This window comes from Amorphus coralli DSM 19760, assembly GCF_000374525.1.
In the GTDB taxonomy this organism is placed as follows: Bacteria; Pseudomonadota; Alphaproteobacteria; order Rhizobiales; family Amorphaceae; genus Amorphus; species Amorphus coralli.
Genome location: NZ_KB894576.1, coordinates 66703 through 85719 on the forward strand (window position 1 = coordinate 66703; position 19017 = coordinate 85719).

The window sequence follows — 19017 nt, forward strand, 5'->3', positions numbered from 1 at the left end:
GCGGCTGGGGAGAGGCCAGTTGTCCATCCGGCTTCTAGCCCCCCTCACCCCTCCGGCCGCCCGCCCTTCCCCATCGGCTCGCCGGCGCGCCCGCGGAACGGCTGCACCAGCATCCGGTCGAGCCAGAGGTCGCGCCGGGTGCGGAACTCCGGAATGCCGATGGTCATGCCGAGATGGCCGAGCTTCGGCTGCGGCCGGTAGGTTCCGAGCAGCCGGTCCCACCAGGACAGGTTGAAGCCGAAATTGGTGTGGGTTTCGGACGGGTCGACGGAATGGTGGACCCGGTGCATGTCCGGCGTCACGACCAGAAACCGGGCGATCCGGTCCAGTTTCGCCGGCAGGCCGACATTGGTGTGGGTGGCCATCGACATGGCGTTCAGCACCACCTCGAACATCAGCACCGCCGCCGCCGGCGGACCCAGCGCCGCCACCAGCGCCAGCTTGATGCCCATGGAGATCAGGATCTCCAGCGGGTGGAAGCGCAGGCCCGTGGTGACGTCGATCTCCAGATCGGCGTGGTGCATCCGATGCAGCCGCCACAGCGCCGGCACCGCGTGGAACATCACGTGCTGCAGGTAGATAGCGAGATCGAAGGCGAGGAAGGAGACGACGAAGGCGAGCCAATACGGCGCCTCCACGAGATTGAACAGGCCGAAACCGCGATCCTCGGCATAGACCGCGAACCCAACCGCCAGCACCGGGAACACCAGCCGCAGCACGGCCGTGTCCACCGCCACCAGCACCAGATTGTTCGACCAGCGCAGCAGGCGCGGGATCTCGGCGCGCCGGCGCGGCGCGGAGAGTTCCCAGGCGGCCAACAGGGCGAGCACGCCGAGGAAGGCGGCCAGCCGGATCAGCGGTTCGTTGGCGAGAAGCGGGTCGGTCATGGGCGCGGCCGGTGGTGCATCAGCCTCAACATAGGGCGGCTTGCCGATCTGGGCAGAGCCGGCCGCGCCGTCCAGTGACGTCTCCGTGGCCTGCGCGTGAGGCGTGCCACGAAGACGACGGGCGCACCCCTCAGCCGCGCAGCGGCTTCAAGGCCTCGGCCCAGCGGTGCAGTTCCTTCAGCATCGCGTCGGCACTGTCGATCTGCAGATCGTTCGGCGTGAACACGCCGTCCTGAATCTGCGGGAACACCATCGGCGCCATGATCGCCTCCGGGATCGGCATCATCTTCAGGGGGCTGAACCAGGTGCGGGTCGCGTCCGCCGCACGGGTGCCGCCCGAGGCGCCGCCGTAGCTGACGAACGACGCCGGCTTGTAGCCCCATTCCTTGGAGACGTAGGTGAAGGCGTTCACCAGCGCCGGCGTCGGGTGATAGTTGTACTCCGGGGTGACGAACACGTAGGCGTCGGCCGCATCCACGCTTTCGGCCCAGCGCTTGGTGTGATCGTGCTTGTAGTCCTGCATCCGGGGATGCTTCGGCTCGTTGTAGATCGGCAGCTCGAAGTCGGCGAGATCGACGAGGTGCACGTCGAAGTCGCTCTTCTCGCTGGCGTAGGCCTCGAACCATTTGGCGACGGCGGGGCCGACACGGCCCGGACGGGTGCTGGCGATGATGACGTTCAGGCGAAGGGCCATGGTGGACGTCCTGTCTGGCTGAGAAAATCGGTCTTGGGAGGCATTCCGCTGCCGGAGCGGGTCCGGTATCAGAATGATACCGCCCTATTCACCAGACCCGGCGCCGCATCGCAAGGAGGCACATCCATGACCGTCAGGCACACCCATGTGGCCGGCCGCTGCGACCGGGTCGCGCCGGTGCTGGCGCGCATCGGCGACAAGTGGGCGGTACTCGTCGTGGTGCTGCTCGCCGACGGCCCCGTCCGCTTCAACGAGCTGAAGCGGCGGATCGGCGTGATCTCCCAGCGCATGCTGACCTTCACCCTGCGCGCCCTGGAGCGCGACGGGCTGGTGGTGCGCACCGTCCACGCCAGCGTGCCGCCGAAGGTGGAATACGCGCTGACGCCGCTCGGCCAGTCGCTGCTGGAACCGATCAGCCACCTCTCCCAGTGGGCCGTCGACCATGCCGACGAGATCGAAGCGTCGCGTGCGGCGTTCGATGGGGAGGATGCGAGGGAAGTGGCGGAGTAGGGACGCGCTTCAGGTGATGAGCGGGAAGCGGGCGGAAAGCCGGTTCCCGCTTTTCCTCGCCCCGCGCTACTCCGCCGCGTCGCTGGCCGAAGCCGGACCCTCGCCGAAGCGGCGCTCGATATAGTCGGCGACCATCTGCTTGAACTCGTCGGCGATGCCGGGGCCGCGCAGCGTGGTGACCTTCTGCCCGTCCACGAACACCGGCGCCGACGGGGTTTCGCCGGTGCCCGGCAGCGAGATGCCGATGTCAGCGTGCTTGGATTCGCCGGGGCCGTTGACGATGCAGCCCATGACGGCGACGTGCAGCGTCTCCACCCCCGGGTAGCGCTCCTTCCAGACCGGCATCGAGGACGACAGATGGTCCTGGATGTCCTTGGCCAGCTCCTGGAACACCGTCGAGGTGGTCCGCCCGCAGCCCGGGCACGCCGCCACCACCGGCACGAACTGCCGGAAGCCCATGGTCTGCAGGAGCTCCTGCGCGACCTTCACCTCCTGGGTGCGATCGCCGTTCGGCTCCGGCGTCAGCGAGATGCGGATGGTGTCGCCGATGCCCTCCTGCAGCAGGATGCCGAGCGCGGCGGAGGAGGCGACGATGCCCTTGGAGCCCATGCCGGCCTCGGTAAGGCCCAGGTGCAGGCCGTAGTCGCAGCGCCGGGCGAGATCGCGGTAGACGGCGATCAGCTCCTGCACGTCGCTGACCTTGGCGGAGATCAGGATCTTGTCGCGGCCGAGCCCCAGCTCCTCGGCACGCTCGGCGGAGAGCAGCGCCGAGCGGATCATCGCCTCGCGGGTGATCGCGGCGGCCGAGAGCGGCGCATCGGACGCCGCGTTCTCGTCCATCAGGTGGGTGAGCAGCTCCTGGTCCAGCGAGCCCCAGTTGACGCCGATGCGCACCGGCTTGTCGTGGCGCATCGCCATCTCGATGATCGCGCCGAACTGGCTATCGCGCTTCGCCTTGAAGCCCACGTTGCCGGGATTGATGCGGTATTTCGCCAGCGCTTCGGCGCAGGCGGGATGATCGGCGAGCAGCTTGTGGCCGATATAGTGGAAGTCGCCCACCAGCGGCACGGTGATGTTCTTCAGGAGCAGCCGGTCGCGGATATGGGGCACGGCCGCGGCGGCCTCGTCGCGGTCCACCGTGATGCGGACGATCTCCGAGCCGGCACGGGCCAGCGCCGCCACCTGGGCGACGGTGGACTCGATGTCCGCCGTGTCGGTGTTGGTCATCGACTGCACGACGATGGGCGCGTCGCCGCCGACGGTAACGCCGCCCACGTTGACGGGCACCGAGCGCCGGCGCGTGCCGGGTCCGGAGGAAATCGGGCTCATCGGGGCATTCATCGCCGAACTCTCGCTTGGGTCTGTCGCGCTCGGGCCGGGTCGGATCGGCGAACCCATAGCATGACGCGGCGGCCTGCACAGCCACCGGCGGGTTCTCCGCCCTATGTAGGTCTCCGGGCCGCCTTCGCCACCGGGGCGCGCCGTCGGTAGTTGACCAGCACCAGCCCGATGAAGACCAGCAGTGCGGCAACGGCGAAGCCCGGCGTCAGCGGCTCGCCCAGGACGAGGATGCCGGCCGCCACGCCGAACACCGGCGTCATGGCGGTGGCCGCCTGCAGCGGACCCGCGGCATAGCGCGACAAGAGGCTGAACCAGACCAGGTAGGTGACGGCCACCACCCAGACGATCTGGTAGGCAAGCCAGAAGGCGGCGGATCCCGACACCGGCCAGTGCGGCTCCTCGCCGCGCACCACGGCGAAGACGGCCGCATAAAGGAAGCACATGAAGAGCTGGTAGAGCAGCACCTTCTCGAACGGCACCGTGCGCAGCACCGACTTGCGCACCGTCAGCGTCTGCCCGGCCCAGAGCGCGCCGGCCAGCACGCAGACCGCATCCGCGACGATGCTGGACCAGCTCGCCGAGGGCGGCGGCGCGCCCAGCGCCACGGCGACGCCGGCGAAGGAGAAGCCGATGCCCACCCATTGCAGCGCCTTCAGCCGTTCACCCGGCAGCAGCGCGATGGCCCCCAGCGCCACGAAGAACGGCGCGGTGTAGAGGAACAGGGTGACGCGGCTCGCCTCGGTGTGCTCCAGCGCCAGGTAGAGCAGCACGAACTCGATGCCGAAGAAGCTGCCCGACAGGATGCCCGGCAAGAGCGAGCGGTCGCGCCGGAAGATCGGCGTGCCGCGGACCCGGGCCCACGCATAGACTAGCACCATGCCGCCGGCGCAGCGCACCGCCAGCTGGGTCAGCGGCGGGATGTCGACGAGCGCGATCTTGATGGCGACCTGCTGCAGGCCCCAGCTGGCACACATGACCACGAGAAGCAGGATGATCTTCAGGTCGGGGGCCGGCGCGACAGCCGGCGACGCTGCCAGCGGCGCCGCAGGGGCGGACCTCATTCCGAGTCGGTCCGGCAATGCTCGCAGTGGCCGAAGATTTCCAGCGCCGCGCGGTTCGGCTTGAAGCCGGCAGCGCGCGCCACCGCGTCCACCTTGATGCCCAGGTCGGAGGCCTTCGCCTCGCCGACCTGCCGGCAGCTCTCGCAGATCAGGAACACCAGCGGCTGCGCGTCGGTGTGGGTCTCCGCGCAGGCGACATAGGCGTTGAGGCTCTCGATGCGGTGGGCGAGCCCCTCGGCGGTGAGGAAGGTGAGTGCCCGGTAGACGGAAATCGGCGCGGGACGGCTGCCGTCGACCGCCAGCCGGTCGAGGATCTCGTAGGCGCCCAGCGGCTCGTGGCTTTCCGCCAGCTGTTCCAGCACCGCGCGGCGCATCGTGGACAGCCGCACGCCGCGGTCGCGGCAGTGCGCCTCGGCGGCCGCCATCGAGGCGCTGGCGCAACGGCGGTGGTCGTGGCTCGGGTCCGGAAAGATGCCGGTCATCGCCTGTCTCGATCCTCTGGCGTCGGTGGACGGCGGAGCCCGATCGCGGCTCCGGTCTGCGGCGCGCCTTCCGCCCCTTCTATCGCGGCCGACCCACAATTGCGAGCATCGCCGCCGGGACGGCCCTGTCTGTCGCAAAACGGCCCTGTCTGTCGCAAAACTGCGTCACTCATTCGGTTGATTGAGCACGAGCCTTGCAAAGAGTAGGGACTTGGGACGCTGATAGCGCGGTTCAGGGCCTGGCCCGGACCGGATGACAGAGTGAAGGAGAGCGGCATGCTCAACGGAAAGACGGCAGTGATCACCGGATCGACCTCCGGCATCGGTCTCGGCTACGCACGCGCAATGGCCGAAAAGGGCGCGAACATCGTCATCAACGGCTTTGGCGACGCGGACGCGATCGAGAAGGAGCGCTCCGCGATCGAGACCGAGTTCAAGGTCAAGTGCCTCTACTCCGCCGCCGACATGACCAAGCCGGACGAAATTACCGGCATGGTGAAAATGGCCGAGGACGAATTCGGCGCCGTCGACATCCTCGTGAACAATGCCGGCATCCAGTATGTCTCGCCGATCGAGGACTTCCCGGACGCCAAGTGGGACGCGATCATCGCGATCAACCTGTCCTCCGCCTTCCACACCATCAAGGCCGCCGTGCCGGGCATGAAGGCCCGCAAGTGGGGCCGGATCATCAACACCGCATCCGCCCACGCCCTCGTCGCCTCCCCCGACAAGGCGGCCTACGTGGCCGCAAAGCACGGCATCGCCGGGCTGACCAAGGTGGTGGCGCTGGAGACGGCCAAGTTCGGCGTCACCGCCAACGCCATCTGCCCGGGCTACGTCTGGACGCCGCTGGTCGAGAAGCAGATCCCGGACACCGCCAAGGCACGCGGCATCACCGAGGAGCAGGTCAAGCAGGACGTGCTGCTTGCCGCCCAGCCGACCAAGGAGTTCGTGACGGTCGAGCAGGTGGCGGCCTACGCCGTGTTCCTGTGCTCCGACGCGGCCGCCTCCATCACCGGCGCGGTGCTGCCCATCGACGGCGGCTGGACGGCCGAGTAGGCCTCCGCCCGTCCGGGCATCGAAACGGCCGGAGCCGTCCCGCCAGGCGCGGAGCGGCTCCGGATCCCGGCGGTCCGGCCAGCGCTACCGCGCGCAGCGGATGCAGGTCGGGGTTGTCAGGTCGAGCATCAGGCGCGCCTCGGCGATGTCTTCGCCGCAGCTGACGCAGGCGCCGAATTCGCCGTCGTCGAGCCGCGTCAGCGTCGCGGCGATGCGCGACAGGCGCAACCTTCGGCGCTCGTCCGCCGCCCGGGCCATCGCCTGGCCCTGCAGCGCGTCCATGCGCGACAGCCGGCCGACCGAGGTCTGGTCGAGTTCCACCGTCGCGCGGCTTTCCGCGCTGTCCTCGATCTCGGCCCTGATCCGGCCGCGCTCCGCCTCGAGCGCGACCCTCACGCTTTTCTCGTCGAGCATGGGCCGCAGTGTCCCATGCTCCCGCGCCGGATGCGAGGCCCCTCGACCTGGCGGCCGCGTCAGGCCAGCGTGTAGGCCGTCTTCACCGTTGTGTAGAACTCCTGGGCATAGCGGCCCTGCTCGCGCGGGCCGTAGCTGGAGCCCTTGCGTCCGCCGAACGGCACGTGAAAGTCGACGCCCGCCGTCGGCAGGTTGACCATGACCATTCCGGCTTCCGAATTGCGCTTGAAATGGGTGGCGTGCTTCAGGCTCGTGGTGCAGATGCCCGCCGACAGGCCGAACGGCGTGTCGTTGGCTGTCGCCAGCGCCTCCTCGTAGTCCTTCACCCGGATGACGCTCGCGACGGGGCCGAAGATCTCCTCGCGCGAGGTGCGCATGGCGTTGGTCGCCTCCGTCAGAAGCGCCGGCTGCAGGTAGAAGCCCGGCGTCTCCCGGTTCAGCCGCTCGCCGCCGAAGGCCAGGTTCGCCCCGTCCTCGTCGCGGCCGATGGCGATGTAGCGTTCGTCCTGCTCCAGCTGCGACTGGTCCACGACCGGTCCGATATGGGTGCCTTCCTTCAGCGCATTGTCCACCGACAGCGCCTTGAGGCGCGCCACCACGGCGTCCACGAACCGGTCGTGGATGCCTTGCGTCACGATTAGCCGCGACGAGGCGGTGCAGCGCTGGCCGGTGGAGAAGAAGGCGCCGTTGACCGAGGTCTCCACCGCGATGTCGAGGTCGGCATCATCGAGAACCACCATCGGGTTCTTGCCACCCATCTCCAGCTGCACCTTGCGCATGTGCTCCACGCAGGCCGCCGCGACGCGCTTGCCCGTCGCCACCGAGCCGGTGAACGAGATCGCGTTCACGTCCGGATCGTCGAGCATCGCCTGGCCGACGACGGAGCCCTTGCCCATGACCAGGTTCAGGACCCCGTCCGGCAGCCCGGCCCGCTTCAGGATGTCGACCAGCGCCCATGCGCAGCCCGGCGTCAGCTCGGCCGGTTTCAGCACCACCGTGTTGCCGTGGCAGAGCGCCGGAGCGATCTTCCAGGCCGGAATGGCGATCGGAAAGTTCCACGGCGTGATCAGCCCCACCACGCCCACCGGCTCGCGGGTCATCTCCACGCCGACGCCGGGACGCACCGACGCCACCGTCTCACCCGTCAGGCGCAACGCTTCGCCGGCAAAGAACTCGAAGATCTGGCCGGCCCGGCCCGCCTCGGCGATGCCTTCCGGCAGCGTCTTGCCCTCTTCGCGGGCGAGCAGCCGGCCGAGCTCTTCCTTGCGGGCCATGATCTCGTCGGCCGCCTTGGAGAGGATCGCGTGGCGCTCCATCAGCCCGGACCGCGACCAGGCCGGGAACGCCGCCTTGGCCGCGGCAACCGCGTCGCGGGCATCCTTCTCGGTGCCCCGGGCGTACTCGCCCACCACCTCGTCGGTGTTCGACGGATTGATGTTGGCAACCGGGTCGCCGCCGACCCAGGCGCCGCCGATCAGGTTTTCGTGCAGTGCCATGTCGTGTCTCCTCGTCGATGCGTGCGCGGGCCGGCCGCGACGGTGCCGCCGCTGCCGGCCGGCGGGGATGGACCCGGCGGGAGGGCCGCGCTCAGGCCTCGTCGTCGGGGTGGCCGAGGGCGACGAACGCGCCGCCCTGGTAGATGACGGCGGGATCGGTCGGCGCCTCGGGTGCGGCCTCGTCCATCACCTCGGCCCGCCACTTGGCGGAAGTGTGCTTCGGGGTCCAGCCGAGGAAGGCGGCATCCCGGTTGTCCCACCAGCTCTCGTCGTTGGCCGAGGCTCCGTAGACGATGGTGTATGCCAGCCGCGGCGCCGCGAAGGTCCGCGCCACCAGGTCGGCGAAGTCCTCAACCGCCATCCAGGTGGCCAGCATGCGCGGATTCTTCGGCTTGTCGAAGCAGGAGCCGATGCGCACCGCCAGGCACTCCTGGCCGAACTTGTCATAGTAGAGGCTGGCCAGGTTCTCGCCGAACGCCTTCGACAGGCCGTAGAGCGTGTCCGGCTTCGGCACCGAGCGGCTGTCGAGCCGCTCCTCGCGGCGATAGTAGCCGATGGCGTGGTTGGAGCTGGCGAAGATGATGCGCGGCTGGCCGTTGTGGCGGGCTGCCTCGAAGATGTTGTAGGCGCCCTCGATGTTGGCCTTGAGGATAATCTCCCACGGCTTCTCGATGGAGACACCGCCCAGGTGGATGACCCCGTCCACCCCGTCGAAGAGGCCGGTGACCGCGTCGTAGTCGGAGACATCGCAGGCGACGAAGCGCTCGTGCGGCGCCAGGTCGGTGATGTCCACGATGTCCGACAGGACCACCTGGCGGGCGATACCGGAAAGGTGCGGGCGCAGCAGCGTGGCAAGGCCGCCGGCGGCGCCGGTCAGAAGGAGCTTCTCGAGCACGGTCAGGGGTTCCTCAGTCAAGCATCGCGGGAAGGGTGAGCGAGATCGCCGGCACGTAGGTGACCAGCATCAGCGCCACGAGGATCGCCAGATAAAAGGGCCAGATCGTCTTCACGGCCTGCTCGATCTTCACCCCGCCGATGACGCAGCCGACGAACAGGCAGGCGCCCACAGGCGGCGTGCACAGGCCGAGCCCCAAATTCATCATCAGGAGGATGCCGAACTGGATCGGGTCCATGCCCAGGCTGGCGGCCACGGGCAGGAAGATCGGCGTGCAGATCAGGATCAGCGCGGCCATGTCCATGATCATCCCCAACCCCAGCAGCACCAGGTTGAGGATCAGGAGGATGATGATCGGGTTGTCGGAGATGGCGGTGAGCAGGAAGGTCAGCTGTTCCGGCACCCGGTAGATGGCGAGCAGGTAGGAAAAGGCCGAGGCGCAGCCGACCAGGATCATCACCAGCGCGGTGGTCCTGACAGAGCGCAGAACCGAGGTGCGGAACGCCTCCCAGGTGAGTTCCCGGTAGACCAGTGCCGTGACGATGATGGCGTAGATCGCCCCGAACGCGCCGGATTCCGTGACTGTCAGGATGCCGGAGAGCACGCCGCCGACGATGATGACGGCAGTCAGGAGGCCGGGCACCGCCGCGGCCATGCTGTAGGCCAGCGCCTTGAAGCCCGGGAACGCTTCCTTGGGATAGCCGCGCTTCACCGCCACCAGGTAGGCGGCGATGGCGAGACAGACGCACATGATGATGCCGGGCAGGATGCCGGCGATGAACAGCTTGGACACCGACACGCCGCCGCCGGCCGCCACCACGTAGAGGATCATGTTGTGGCTGGGAGGGATGACCACGCCGGCCACCGACGAGGTCACCGTGACGTTCACGGCGTAGTCGGCGTCGTAGCCCTTCTCCTTCATCACCGGCATCAGGATGGAGCCGAGCGCGGAGGTGTCGGCCACCGCCGAGCCGGAGATGCCGCCGAACAGCATCGATGAGGCGACGTTGACCACGCCGAGGCCGCCGCGAACGCTGCCCACCGCCGCCGCGGCAAGCCGCACCAGCCGGGTGGCGATGCCGCCGTGGAGCATCAGTTCGCCGGCGAAGATGAAGAACGGGATCGCCAGCAGCGAGAAGACGGACACGCCCGACAGGATGCGCTGGAAGGCGACGAACAGCGGGAAGCCCTCGTAGAGGAACGCGGCCACGGAGGCGGCGCCGACGGCGAAGGCGACGGGGGCTCCGGCGATGAGCCCGAAGAAGAAGACGCCGAACAGGATGATGAGGCCCATGAAATCAGGCCTCGTCCGAGAAGCGGCGCGACAGGCCGAGCATCAGGGCCACCGCGAAGACGATCATCAGCGCGCCGCAGATCATCAGCGGCATGGCGCGCCAGCTTTCGGAGATGTTGATCATCGGGATCTTGCGATCGAGGTTGGTCGCCACCAGCCGCCATCCCTGCCAGGCCATGAAGGCACCGAACACGATCACGTAGAGATCGGCGATGACGCGCAGGGGCATGCGGATGATCCGCGGCATCGCCTCGCGCACGAAGTCGATGTTGAGATGGGTGTTGCGCCGCACGCCGACCGCCGCGCCGAGGAAGGTGATCCAGGCGATCAGCAGGATCGAGGCCTGCTCGACCCAGGTCGGCGTGTCGTTGAGCACGTAGCGTCCGAAGACGAGCCAGCCGAAGATCACGATCAGCGTGGCCAGCATCACCCCGGCCACCAGCATGCAGGCGCTGGCGATGGCGTCGAGGATGGCGTTGAGGACGGGAAGGCGGCGCTCGGGCGCCGGGCCGTCCACGGGGTCGGTCGGGGTTGATGTCACCGGAGGCTCTCTCGCAAAGGGCCCCGGATACCGCGGGGCATCCGGGGCAGTCTTGCGGGTCGGACTTACTTCGTCGACTGGATCTGGTCGATCAGCGGCTTCAGGTCCGGGTTGGCCTCGATGAACTTGGCGTAGACCGGCTTCATCGCGTCCTGGAACGGAGCCTTGTCGGCGATCTCGTTGATCTTCACGCCGGCCTTGACCACGTCCTCACGCGACTTCTTGGAGCGCTCCTCCCACAGCTGGCGCTGCAGCTTGGCCGCGTCGATCGCCGCCTGGCGCACCGCTTCCTGGTCTTCCGGCGACAGCGCGTCCCAGCTGGCCTTGGAGACGCACAGGCACTCCGGAATGATCAGGTGCTCGGTGGTGGAGTAGTAGGGCGCCACCTCGAAATGGTTGGAGGAATCGAAGGACGGGTAGTTGTTTTCCGCTCCGTCGACCACCCCGGTCTTCAGCGACTGGTAGACCTCGCCGTAGGCCATCGGGGTGGCGTTGCCGCCCATGGCGTCGATCATGTCGACATAGAGGTCGTTGTTCATGACGCGGACCTTGAGGCCCTTCACGTCTTCCGGCTTCTCGATCGGCCGCTGCGTGTTGTACATGCTGCGCGCGCCGGAATCGAACCACGCCAGGGCCACCAGGCCCTTCTCCGACAGCGCGTCGGAGAACTGCTGTCCGATCGGGCCGTCCATCACCTTATGCATCTGGTCGACGCTGGAGAAGATGAACGGCAGCGACAGCACGTTCGTCGCCGGCACGATGGGGCCCATCGGCCCCATGTTGAAGTTGGCGAAGTCGAGCGCGCCGTTGCGGGTCTGCTCGATCGCGTCGGGCTGCGAACCCAGCACGCCGTTGTGGTAGACCGTGACGTTGACACGCCCGTCGGTCTTCTCGGTCACTTCCTTGGCGAACTGGTCGAGCGCGACGCCGTTCGGATAGGTTGGCGGATGGATGTTCCAGCCGCGCCAGTCGTCCGCTTGGGCGGTGGCGATGGTTACGAAGGAAAATGCGGCGGCGGCAATCGCCACCGGGCGCAGAAGCGAGTTCAACGATGTCATTGTCATCCCTCCCTCAAGGTCGAGCTTGATCTTGTCATATCACATGAGGCAAGTCATCATACAATTAGAGCACGGCCCGTCAATAGCATCATTGCAAGGGGAGCCCGACAGGCGGTGACAATCAAGACGTGTCGTGGAAAACCCGCCGTCCGGAGGGCGTCATGACGGACGAAACCATGCCGGAGCGCGCCTCCGATGACACCGGCCGCAGCGTCCGCAAGCCGGCCCGCCGCAACCTCGTGGCCACCGTTTCGGACCGGCTGCGCGCGGCCATTCGCGAGGGCCGGCTGAAGCCGGGCGACAAGCTGCCGAGCGAGCAGGCGCTCACCCGCGAGCACGCGGTCAGCCGCACCGTGATCCGCGAGGCGATCGCCGCGCTGCGCGCCGACGGACTGGTCGAGCCGCGCCATGGCGTTGGCGTGTTCGTCCTCGACACGCAACCGCCGACCGCCGCTTTTCATGTCGAAACTGCCCGGATTTCCTCGATTATCGAGATGCTCGAGTTGCGCGCCGCGGTGGAGGCGGAGGCCGCGGCGCTGGCCGCCGCGCGGCGCTCGCCGGCCCAGGAAGAAGCCATCTACGAGTGTTTCGAGGACCTTGGACGGCTCATCGCCGCAGGCGAACCGACCACCGATGCCGACCTCGCTTTCCACCTGGCCATCGCCGATGCCACCAACAACCCGCGCTTCCGCGAAGTGCTCACCATGATGGGCCGCACCGTCATCCCGCGCTCCTCGCTGCAGTCCGGTCAGGGCGAGGCCACCCCGGCCACCTATCTCGACCAGATCCAGACGGAACACCGGCGCATCGTCGAGGCCATTTCCGCACGCGACGACGAGGGTGCCCGCCTCGCCATGCGGGTTCACCTGAACGGCAGCCAGGAGCGCTATCGCTCCCTCATCCGGGGAAGCGAGCTCACCGCCGCCAAATGATCATATCTCTTATTGACAGAGATATGATGAGTAATATGATCCCGCACAGTTTCAAAGACCAACAGGGATCACGGACGATATGGAACCGACCACGCTGAAGGCCGCGCTGGGCAATGGGCTTCTGTCGTTCCCGGTCACGCCGTTCGGCGCCGACGGGGAATTCAACGAGGAACCCTACCGGGACCATGTCGGCTGGCTGTCCGGCTTCGGTGCAAGCGCGCTGTTCGCCGCCGGCGGCACCGGGGAGTTCTTTTCGCTGGCGCCGGAGGAGGTGCCGCGCATCGTCCGCGCCGCCAAGGCGGCCGCCGGCGACACCCCGATCATCGCCGGCTGCGGCTACGGCACCCGCATCGCCGTACCGCTTGCCCAGGCCAGCGAGGAGGCTGGCGCCGACGGCGTGCTGCTTCTGCCGCACTACCTGATCGACGGCTCCCAGGAAGGCCTCTTCCAGCACGTCAAGGCGGTCTGCGACGCCGTCTCCATGGGCGTGATCGTCTACAACCGCGACAACTCGATCCTCACCGCCGCGACGCTGGCCCGCCTGTGCGACGCGTGCCCGAACCTGATCGGGTTCAAGGACGGCTCGGGCGATATCGGCCTGGTGCGCCAGATCACCGCGATGCTCGGCGACCGGCTGACCTACATGGGCGGCATGCCGACTGCGGAGCTGTTCGCCGAGGCCTATCTCGGCGCCGGCTTCACCACCTACTCCTCCGCCGTCTTCAACTTCGTGCCGCAGCTGGCGCAGGATTTCCACACCGCCCTGCGCGCCGGCGATCGCATCCGCACCGAGCAGATCCTCTGCGACTTCTTCTATCCCTTCATGGACATCCGGAACCGGGAGAAGGGCTACGCCGTCGCGGCCATCAAGGCGGGCGTGCGCCTGGTCGGCTATGATGTCGGCCCCGTCCGTCCGCCGCTGTCGGACCTGACCGCCGAGGAGGAAGACATGCTCGCCGGCCTGATCAACGCCACCCGCCGATGAGGATCGAAGCCGTCCGCACCCACCTCCTGGACCACCGTCTCGACCACGCCTTCGAAAGCGCGTCCATGCGCTTCGACCGGCGGCAGCACTGCCTGGTGGAGATCGTCTGCGAGGATGGCACCGTCGGCTGGGGCGAATGCCTCGGACCGGCCGGGCCGAACGCCGGCGTGGTGGCCGCCTATGCCGCCCGACTGGTCGGCCGCGACCCACTGGAAACCGAGAAGATCTGGCTCGAGCTCACTAACGCCCTGCGCGACCAGGGGCAGCGCGGCCTGACGGTCACCGCGCTCTCCGGCATCGACATCGCGCTCTGGGACATCAAGGGCAAGCACTTCGGCGTGCCGGTCTCGACGCTGCTCGGCGGCCGCTTTCGCGAGACCGTCCGCGCCTACGCCACCGGCTCCTTCCGCAAGGACGGCGTCGAGCCCGTCGCCGACATCTCCGCGGAGGTGGCGGGCTATCGCGCCGAGGGCTTCCACGCGGTGAAGATCAAGATCGGCTTCGACGTGGAGGAGGATCTGCGCGTCATCGCCGCCGTGCGCGACGCCATTGGCCCGGACGTCCGGCTGATGATCGACGGCAACCACGGATACGACGTCCTGGAAGCCATCGAGGTCGGCTGTCGCGCCTGGGACTACGGCATCGACTGGTTCGAGGAGCCGGTGCTTCCGGAACAGCTCTCCGCCTACCACGCGGTGCGCGACGGCCAGCCGATCCCGGTCGCCGGCGGCGAGACCTGGCACGGTCGCTACGGCTTCGAGGAGCCGCTCAGGACCCGGGCCGTGGACATCGCGCAGCCGGACATCTGCGGCACCGGCGGCTTCACCGAGATCCGCCGGGTCGCCGATCTGGCCGCCCTGCACGGCGTTCGCCTCGCGCCGCACGTGTGGGGCACCGGCGTTGCCATCGCCGCGAGCCTGCAGTTCATCGCGGCTCTGGCGCCGAACCCGCCGCGCCGGTCGCCCATCGAGCCGATCCTGGAGTTCGACCGGACCCCTAACCCGTTTCGCCAGGCGGTGCTCGCCACGCCGATCGATCACACCGACGGCGTCGTCGCGATCCCGGACGGCCCCGGCCTCGGCATCGAGATCGACCGGGCAGCACTCGAGACCTACGCGCTGAAGGACGATTGATCATGGGCGACATCCCCGCCAACACCCGACCCCTCACGGGGCCGGCGCCGAAGCTCGTGGCGCCCGCTGGGGCCACCGATTGCCACATGCACATCTTCGCCGAAGGCTTCGACAGCCAGCCGGGCGGGCCGCCCATCGCCCAGCTCGCCACCGTCGAGGACTACCGGGTGGTCCAGCGCCGGCTCGGCCTGGAGCGGGTGATCGTCACCCAGCCCAATGCCTACCAGTTCGACAACGGTGCGGTGCTGGCCGCGCTCGACAGCTTCGGACCGGACACGGCTCGCGGCATCATCGCCGTGTCGCCGGACATGACCGCCGACGATCTCGCCCCGCTCAGTGACCGCGGCGTGCGCGGTGCGCGAATCATGAACCTGCCCGGCGGCGCCACCCCGATTGCGGCGATGGCGCCGGTGGAGGCGCTCGCCCGTGAGATGGGATGGAGCCTGATCGTCCAGTTCGACGGCTGCGAGATCGAGGATCACCTGGCCGCCCTGGAAGCCATCCAGGCGCCCTACGTCATCGACCATTTCGCCAAGTTCCTGGAGCCGGTGCCGGCCGACGATGCGCGGGTCGACACGGTCCTGCGCCTCCTCGACCGCGGCAACGCCTGGTACAAGCTGTGCGCCCCCTACGAGACCAGTCGCTCGGGCCCGCCGCTTTATGACGACGTGGCCGCCATCGCGGCCCGGGTCATCGCCCATGCGCCGGAACGGGTCGTCTGGGGCTCCAACTGGCCGCATGTGAGCGTGAAGCCGGACGCCGAGGACTATCCCGACGAGGCGATGCTTCTCGATGCCCTGCTGGAGTGGCTGCCCGACGACGCGACCCGACACCGCGTGCTCGTCGACAACCCGGCCGAGCTCTACGGCTTCTGAGGATCATCGGCGCCGATCAAAGCCGAGAGAACGGGGCGGGGCGTCGCGGAACCGCGGGCCGGCACCAGGCCGCGACCGCCGTCCGGGCTTTCGCCCGCCCTCGCGGAGCCGTGGCGCGTCGCGCGCCCTGCGTGAGTGATCAGCATCAGCGTGAGCGGAACACCGGAGCCTTCAGGCTTCTCTGAGCGCGTCTGCGTGACGCACACGCAGTCGCAGGCAAAGTGCCCCTGCGGGTGTCGCTCCGCGATTGCGGCCCAGGACTCATCAGGACGCTTGCGCGGAGCCGACGCGCGTAGCGCGCTCGGCGTGAATGAGTGAAACTCGACTTCCGGGGAAATTTGGTGGAGCCAGGCGGAATCGAACCGCCGACCTCTTGAATGCCATTCAAGCGCTCTCCCAACTGAGCTATGGCCCCATCCGTTGCCGGGGTTTGGGCGTCCCCGACGAGCGCTGCGGAACTTATGTGCCCTTTGCGGCGGAATCAATAGGCCTTTTGGCCTCTTTCCACCGCAGCGACACGTTCGCCTCAGCGGTCGGTGTCTTCCTCGTCGTCATCAGACGCGCGCGCGACGCTGGAAACGTCGTCATCACCGTCCTCGTCGTCTTCGAGGAAGTTGTCGTCGTCGTCGTCCGGGATGTCGGCGTCGAGCTCGATGTCCTGCTCGTCGTCGTCATCCGAAGGCGTTTCGCGGCTGGCCGGAGCCGCATCCTCGTCGGCCTCGTCAAGCGAAACCAGCTCGACACCTTCGTCCTCGTCGGTCTCCGGCGTCTCCGCTTCCGGTTCCGGCTTGGCCGCGGCAGCAGCGGCCGCCGCCTTGGTCGGCCGCGGCGGCGGTGCCGATGCCACGACGAACGGCGTGCCGCACTTCGGGCACAGGATCGGATCCTTGTTCAGATCGTAGAATTTTGCCCCGCATTCGGAGCACAGTCGTTTGGTGCCGAGCTCTGGTTTCGCCACGGAACCGCCTCGCGTTCTGACAGGAAGGCGGCTCGAATACACAGAGGGGCCGGTCGTGTCAAAGCCGAATCGACACACTTTGAAAAGGATGTCTCAATCCGCGGGCCGTGCGCCCGGGGTGACGGGGCACCGGGAGCGTGTTAGCTAGCGTCCCCGTTACCCCGTCGCGGGCGCCGCCGATGGGCCGAAACCGACCGGCCACCGGTCGTTGCGCCCCGGCAGACCGACGCCGCCACCGCTGCCGGAATGGGCCTCGCAGCCGGGCGGCCGAACCGAGGCACACCCGCTTGGCACCGACCCCGCTGACTTCATCTCCCGCTGCCGCCCTCAACGGCCGCCTGCGCGTGCCCGGCGACAAGTCGGTGTCCCATCGCGCCCTGATGCTGGCCACCCTCGCCGTCGGCCACACCACCATCGAGGGCCTTCTTGAATCGGAAGACGTGATGGCCACGGCGGGGGCGATGCGCGCGCTCGGTGCTCACGTCGTCCGGACCGACGACGGCCGCTGGCATGTGGACGGCGTCGGCGTCGGCGGCCTTCTGGAGCCGGAGACCGCACTCGACTTCGGCAACGCCGGCACCGGGGTGCGCCTCACCCTGGGCCTGCTCGCCAGCCACCCGATCGTGGCCACCGCGATCGGCGACGCCTCGCTGTCGCGCCGGCCCATGGGGCGGGTGCTCGATCCCCTGCGCAGCATGGGCGCCACCGTTCTCGCCCGCTCCGGCGACCGGCTGCCGCTCACCATGCGCGGTGCCGAGACCGCCGTGCCCATCACCTACGAGCTTCCGGTGCCCTCCGCCCAGGTCAAGTCGGCGGTGCTGCTCGCCGGTCTCAACGCGCCGGGCACCACCACCGTCATCGAGGCCAGCCCCTCGCGCGACCACACCGAGCGGATGCTCGCGGGCTTCGGCCTGCCGATCAAGACGGAGACAGACGCGTCCGGGCGCCGCCAGATCTCCTTCACCGGTCGTGCCGAACTGGAGCCGATGGACCTGGTCGTGCCGGGCGACCCCTCTTCTGCCGCCTTCGCGATCGTGGCCGGCCTCATCGTGCCGGGCTCCGACGTCATGGTCTCCGACGTGCTTCTCAACCCGACTCGCACCGGCCTGTTCGACACGCTTTCGGAAATGGGCGCCGACATCGCCATCGAGAACGAGAGGATCTCCGGCGGCGAGCGCATCGGCGACGTGCACGTGCGCGCCAGCCGTCTCAAGGGCATCACCGTGCCGCCCAGCCGGGCGCCGTCGATGATCGACGAGTACCCCGTGCTTGCCGTGGCTGCCGCTTTCGCAGAGGGCACGACGCGCATGGAAGGCGTCGGCGAACTGCGCGTGAAGGAGGCGGACAGGCTGGAGGCCATGGCCACCGGGCTGCGCGCCAACGGCATCGCGGTGGAGACCGGCGACACGTGGATGGCCGTGACGGGCCGCACCGGGCTTGCCGGCGGCGCCACGGTGCCCACCCATCTCGACCACCGCATCGCCATGAGCTTCCTGGTCATGGGGCTCGCCGCCGACGAGCCAGTAACCGTCGACGACACCCGCATGATCGCCACCAGCTTCCCCGGCTTCACCGCCATGATGGAAAGCCTCGGCGCCGCCTTCACCGCGGGAGAGGCAGCGTGATCGTCGCCATCGACGGACCCGCCGCGTCCGGCAAGGGGACGCTGGCGCGCCGCCTGGCGGAGCATTTCGGCCTGCGCTATCTCGACACCGGCCTCACCTATCGCGCCGTCGCCAGCGAGCTCGTCGCCCGGGGCGAACCGCTGGACGACGAGACGGCCGCCGTCGCCGCGGCCCGCCGGATCGATTTTGCCGCCATGGACCGGGCGCACCTGTCCGGCCACGCCATCGGCGAGGCGGCCTCGAAGATCGCCGTCCTGCCCGAACTCCGCGCCGCGTTGGTGGAGCACCAGCGCGCCTTCGCCGATGCGGAGCCGGGTGCGGTGCTCGACGGTCGCGACATCGGCACCGTCGTCTGCCCCCATGCCGTGGCCAAGCTCTTTGTCACGGCCGCGCCCGAGGCCCGCGCCGCGCGCCGCACCGCCGAGATGCAGGGCCGCGGCGAGGATTGCTCCTTCGACGAGGTGCTGGCCGACCTGCGCCGGCGCGACGCCCGCGACTCCGGCCGCACCGTGGCGCCCCTTGCCGCAGCGCCCGACGCCGTCTTGCTCGACACGACGGACTTGGATATAGATGCCGCGTTCCGTGCGGCTGTGGAAATCGTCGACGGGGCCTTGCGTTCGTCGCCCGGCGCGTCCGGGTCGCGATAGGTCCTGCCGGATCGGACAGCGGTTTCGTTGGAAACCGGGCCCGATCGCCCCCACATTGCGCGGAAGATTGCGGACGGCCGAGATCGCTCGATCCCGGTCGCTCGTTGCATTTCACCAGAGACACGGCTGT

Annotated in this window: 20 protein-coding genes and 1 tRNA gene; 8 read left to right on the plus strand and 13 right to left on the minus strand. The window is 68.5% G+C overall.

What is annotated here, in order from left to right; all coding sequences use genetic code 11:
* Window positions 1-44: 44 nt before the first annotated feature.
* Both C507_RS0117145 and C507_RS0117150 read right to left on the minus strand, forming a co-directional pair.
* Window positions 45-887, minus strand: coding sequence for a sterol desaturase family protein (locus C507_RS0117145; protein ID WP_018700951.1), 843 nt, complete (start codon window positions 885-887; stop codon window positions 45-47).
* Between the two features lie 130 nt (window positions 888-1017).
* Complete coding sequence (locus C507_RS0117150; protein WP_018700952.1) at window positions 1018-1581, minus strand: NADPH-dependent FMN reductase; 564 nt, start codon at window positions 1579-1581, stop codon at window positions 1018-1020.
* 126 nt (window positions 1582-1707) lie between these two features.
* Here C507_RS0117150 and C507_RS0117155 point away from each other — a divergent pair, with 126 nt between their 5' ends.
* Window positions 1708-2091 (plus strand): winged helix-turn-helix transcriptional regulator, encoded by a 384-nt coding sequence (locus C507_RS0117155; protein WP_018700953.1) that lies wholly within the window; start codon window positions 1708-1710, stop codon window positions 2089-2091.
* 66 nt (window positions 2092-2157) lie between these two features.
* Here C507_RS0117155 and ispG read toward each other — a convergent pair whose 3' ends face one another.
* The 3 genes from ispG to C507_RS0117170 form a co-directional block, all read right to left on the minus strand.
* On the minus strand, window positions 2158-3420 hold the full coding sequence (ispG, locus tag C507_RS0117160) for a flavodoxin-dependent (E)-4-hydroxy-3-methylbut-2-enyl-diphosphate synthase (protein ID WP_026319195.1): 1263 nt from the start codon (window positions 3418-3420) through the stop codon (window positions 2158-2160).
* Between the two features lie 113 nt (window positions 3421-3533).
* On the minus strand, window positions 3534-4493 hold the full coding sequence (locus C507_RS0117165) for a DMT family transporter (RefSeq protein WP_018700955.1): 960 nt from the start codon (window positions 4491-4493) through the stop codon (window positions 3534-3536).
* Window positions 4490-4975 (minus strand): Fur family transcriptional regulator, encoded by a 486-nt coding sequence (locus tag C507_RS0117170; RefSeq protein ID WP_018700956.1) that lies wholly within the window; start codon window positions 4973-4975, stop codon window positions 4490-4492. The genes C507_RS0117165 and C507_RS0117170 overlap by 4 nt, the downstream gene beginning before the upstream one ends.
* Window positions 4976-5251: 276 nt before the next feature.
* Between C507_RS0117170 and C507_RS0117175 the strand changes: the two genes are divergently transcribed.
* Window positions 5252-6034 carry a 3-hydroxybutyrate dehydrogenase gene (locus C507_RS0117175; RefSeq protein WP_018700957.1) on the plus strand — a complete coding sequence of 261 codons (783 nt, stop codon included), beginning with the start codon at window positions 5252-5254 and terminating at the stop codon, window positions 6032-6034.
* Between the two features lie 84 nt (window positions 6035-6118).
* Here C507_RS0117175 and C507_RS0117180 read toward each other — a convergent pair whose 3' ends face one another.
* From C507_RS0117180 to C507_RS0117205, 6 genes are all read right to left on the minus strand, one after another.
* Window positions 6119-6448: a TraR/DksA family transcriptional regulator gene (locus C507_RS0117180; RefSeq protein WP_018700958.1), complete on the minus strand. Its 330-nt coding sequence runs from the start codon at window positions 6446-6448 to the stop codon at window positions 6119-6121.
* Window positions 6449-6507: 59 nt separating this feature from the next.
* Complete coding sequence (locus C507_RS0117185) at window positions 6508-7944, minus strand: aldehyde dehydrogenase family protein (protein ID WP_018700959.1); 1437 nt, start codon at window positions 7942-7944, stop codon at window positions 6508-6510.
* A gap of 91 nt (window positions 7945-8035) precedes the next feature.
* Window positions 8036-8839, minus strand: a complete 804-nt coding sequence (locus C507_RS0117190; protein ID WP_018700960.1) for an NAD-dependent epimerase/dehydratase family protein — start codon at window positions 8837-8839, stop codon at window positions 8036-8038.
* 13 nt (window positions 8840-8852) lie between these two features.
* Window positions 8853-10133 (minus strand): TRAP transporter large permease, encoded by a 1281-nt coding sequence (locus C507_RS0117195; RefSeq protein WP_018700961.1) that lies wholly within the window; start codon window positions 10131-10133, stop codon window positions 8853-8855.
* 4 nt (window positions 10134-10137) lie between these two features.
* The gene (locus C507_RS0117200) at window positions 10138-10674 is read right to left on the minus strand and encodes a TRAP transporter small permease (RefSeq protein ID WP_245559709.1); all 537 of its coding nucleotides are present in this window, start codon (window positions 10672-10674) and stop codon (window positions 10138-10140) included.
* 65 nt (window positions 10675-10739) lie between these two features.
* Entirely contained in the window at window positions 10740-11732 is a 993-nt protein-coding gene (locus C507_RS0117205; RefSeq protein ID WP_018700963.1) for a TRAP transporter substrate-binding protein, read from the minus strand.
* 161 nt (window positions 11733-11893) lie between these two features.
* Between C507_RS0117205 and C507_RS0117210 the strand changes: the two genes are divergently transcribed.
* The 4 genes from C507_RS0117210 to C507_RS0117225 all read left to right on the plus strand — a co-directional run bounded on the left by C507_RS0117210 (window position 11894) and on the right by C507_RS0117225 (window position 15657).
* The gene (locus tag C507_RS0117210) at window positions 11894-12664 is read left to right on the plus strand and encodes a FadR/GntR family transcriptional regulator (RefSeq protein ID WP_018700964.1); all 771 of its coding nucleotides are present in this window, start codon (window positions 11894-11896) and stop codon (window positions 12662-12664) included.
* A 79-nt stretch (window positions 12665-12743) separates the two neighbouring features.
* Entirely contained in the window at window positions 12744-13649 is a 906-nt protein-coding gene (kdgD, locus tag C507_RS0117215; protein WP_018700965.1) for a 5-dehydro-4-deoxyglucarate dehydratase, read from the plus strand.
* On the plus strand, window positions 13646-14782 hold the full coding sequence (locus tag C507_RS0117220) for a mandelate racemase/muconate lactonizing enzyme family protein (protein ID WP_018700966.1): 1137 nt from the start codon (window positions 13646-13648) through the stop codon (window positions 14780-14782). The genes kdgD and C507_RS0117220 overlap by 4 nt, the downstream gene beginning before the upstream one ends.
* A gap of 2 nt (window positions 14783-14784) precedes the next feature.
* Complete coding sequence (locus C507_RS0117225) at window positions 14785-15657, plus strand: amidohydrolase family protein (protein WP_018700967.1); 873 nt, start codon at window positions 14785-14787, stop codon at window positions 15655-15657.
* A gap of 339 nt (window positions 15658-15996) precedes the next feature.
* Here C507_RS0117225 and C507_RS0117230 read toward each other — a convergent pair.
* Both C507_RS0117230 and C507_RS0117235 read right to left on the minus strand, forming a co-directional pair.
* Window positions 15997-16072: transfer RNA gene (locus C507_RS0117230), tRNA-Ala, on the minus strand.
* Between the two features lie 111 nt (window positions 16073-16183).
* Window positions 16184-16615, minus strand: coding sequence for a TIGR02300 family protein (locus tag C507_RS0117235; protein WP_018700968.1), 432 nt, complete (start codon window positions 16613-16615; stop codon window positions 16184-16186).
* A 287-nt stretch (window positions 16616-16902) separates the two neighbouring features.
* On the opposite strand from C507_RS0117235, the gene aroA reads away from it, so the two are divergent.
* Both aroA and cmk read left to right on the plus strand, forming a co-directional pair.
* On the plus strand, window positions 16903-18240 hold the full coding sequence (gene aroA / locus C507_RS0117240) for a 3-phosphoshikimate 1-carboxyvinyltransferase (protein ID WP_018700969.1): 1338 nt from the start codon (window positions 16903-16905) through the stop codon (window positions 18238-18240).
* Window positions 18237-18887 carry a (d)CMP kinase gene (gene cmk, locus C507_RS0117245; protein ID WP_018700970.1) on the plus strand — a complete coding sequence of 217 codons (651 nt, stop codon included), beginning with the start codon at window positions 18237-18239 and terminating at the stop codon, window positions 18885-18887. Before aroA ends, cmk begins: the two co-directional genes overlap by 4 nt.
* The last annotated feature ends 130 nt before the right edge of the window (window positions 18888-19017 follow it).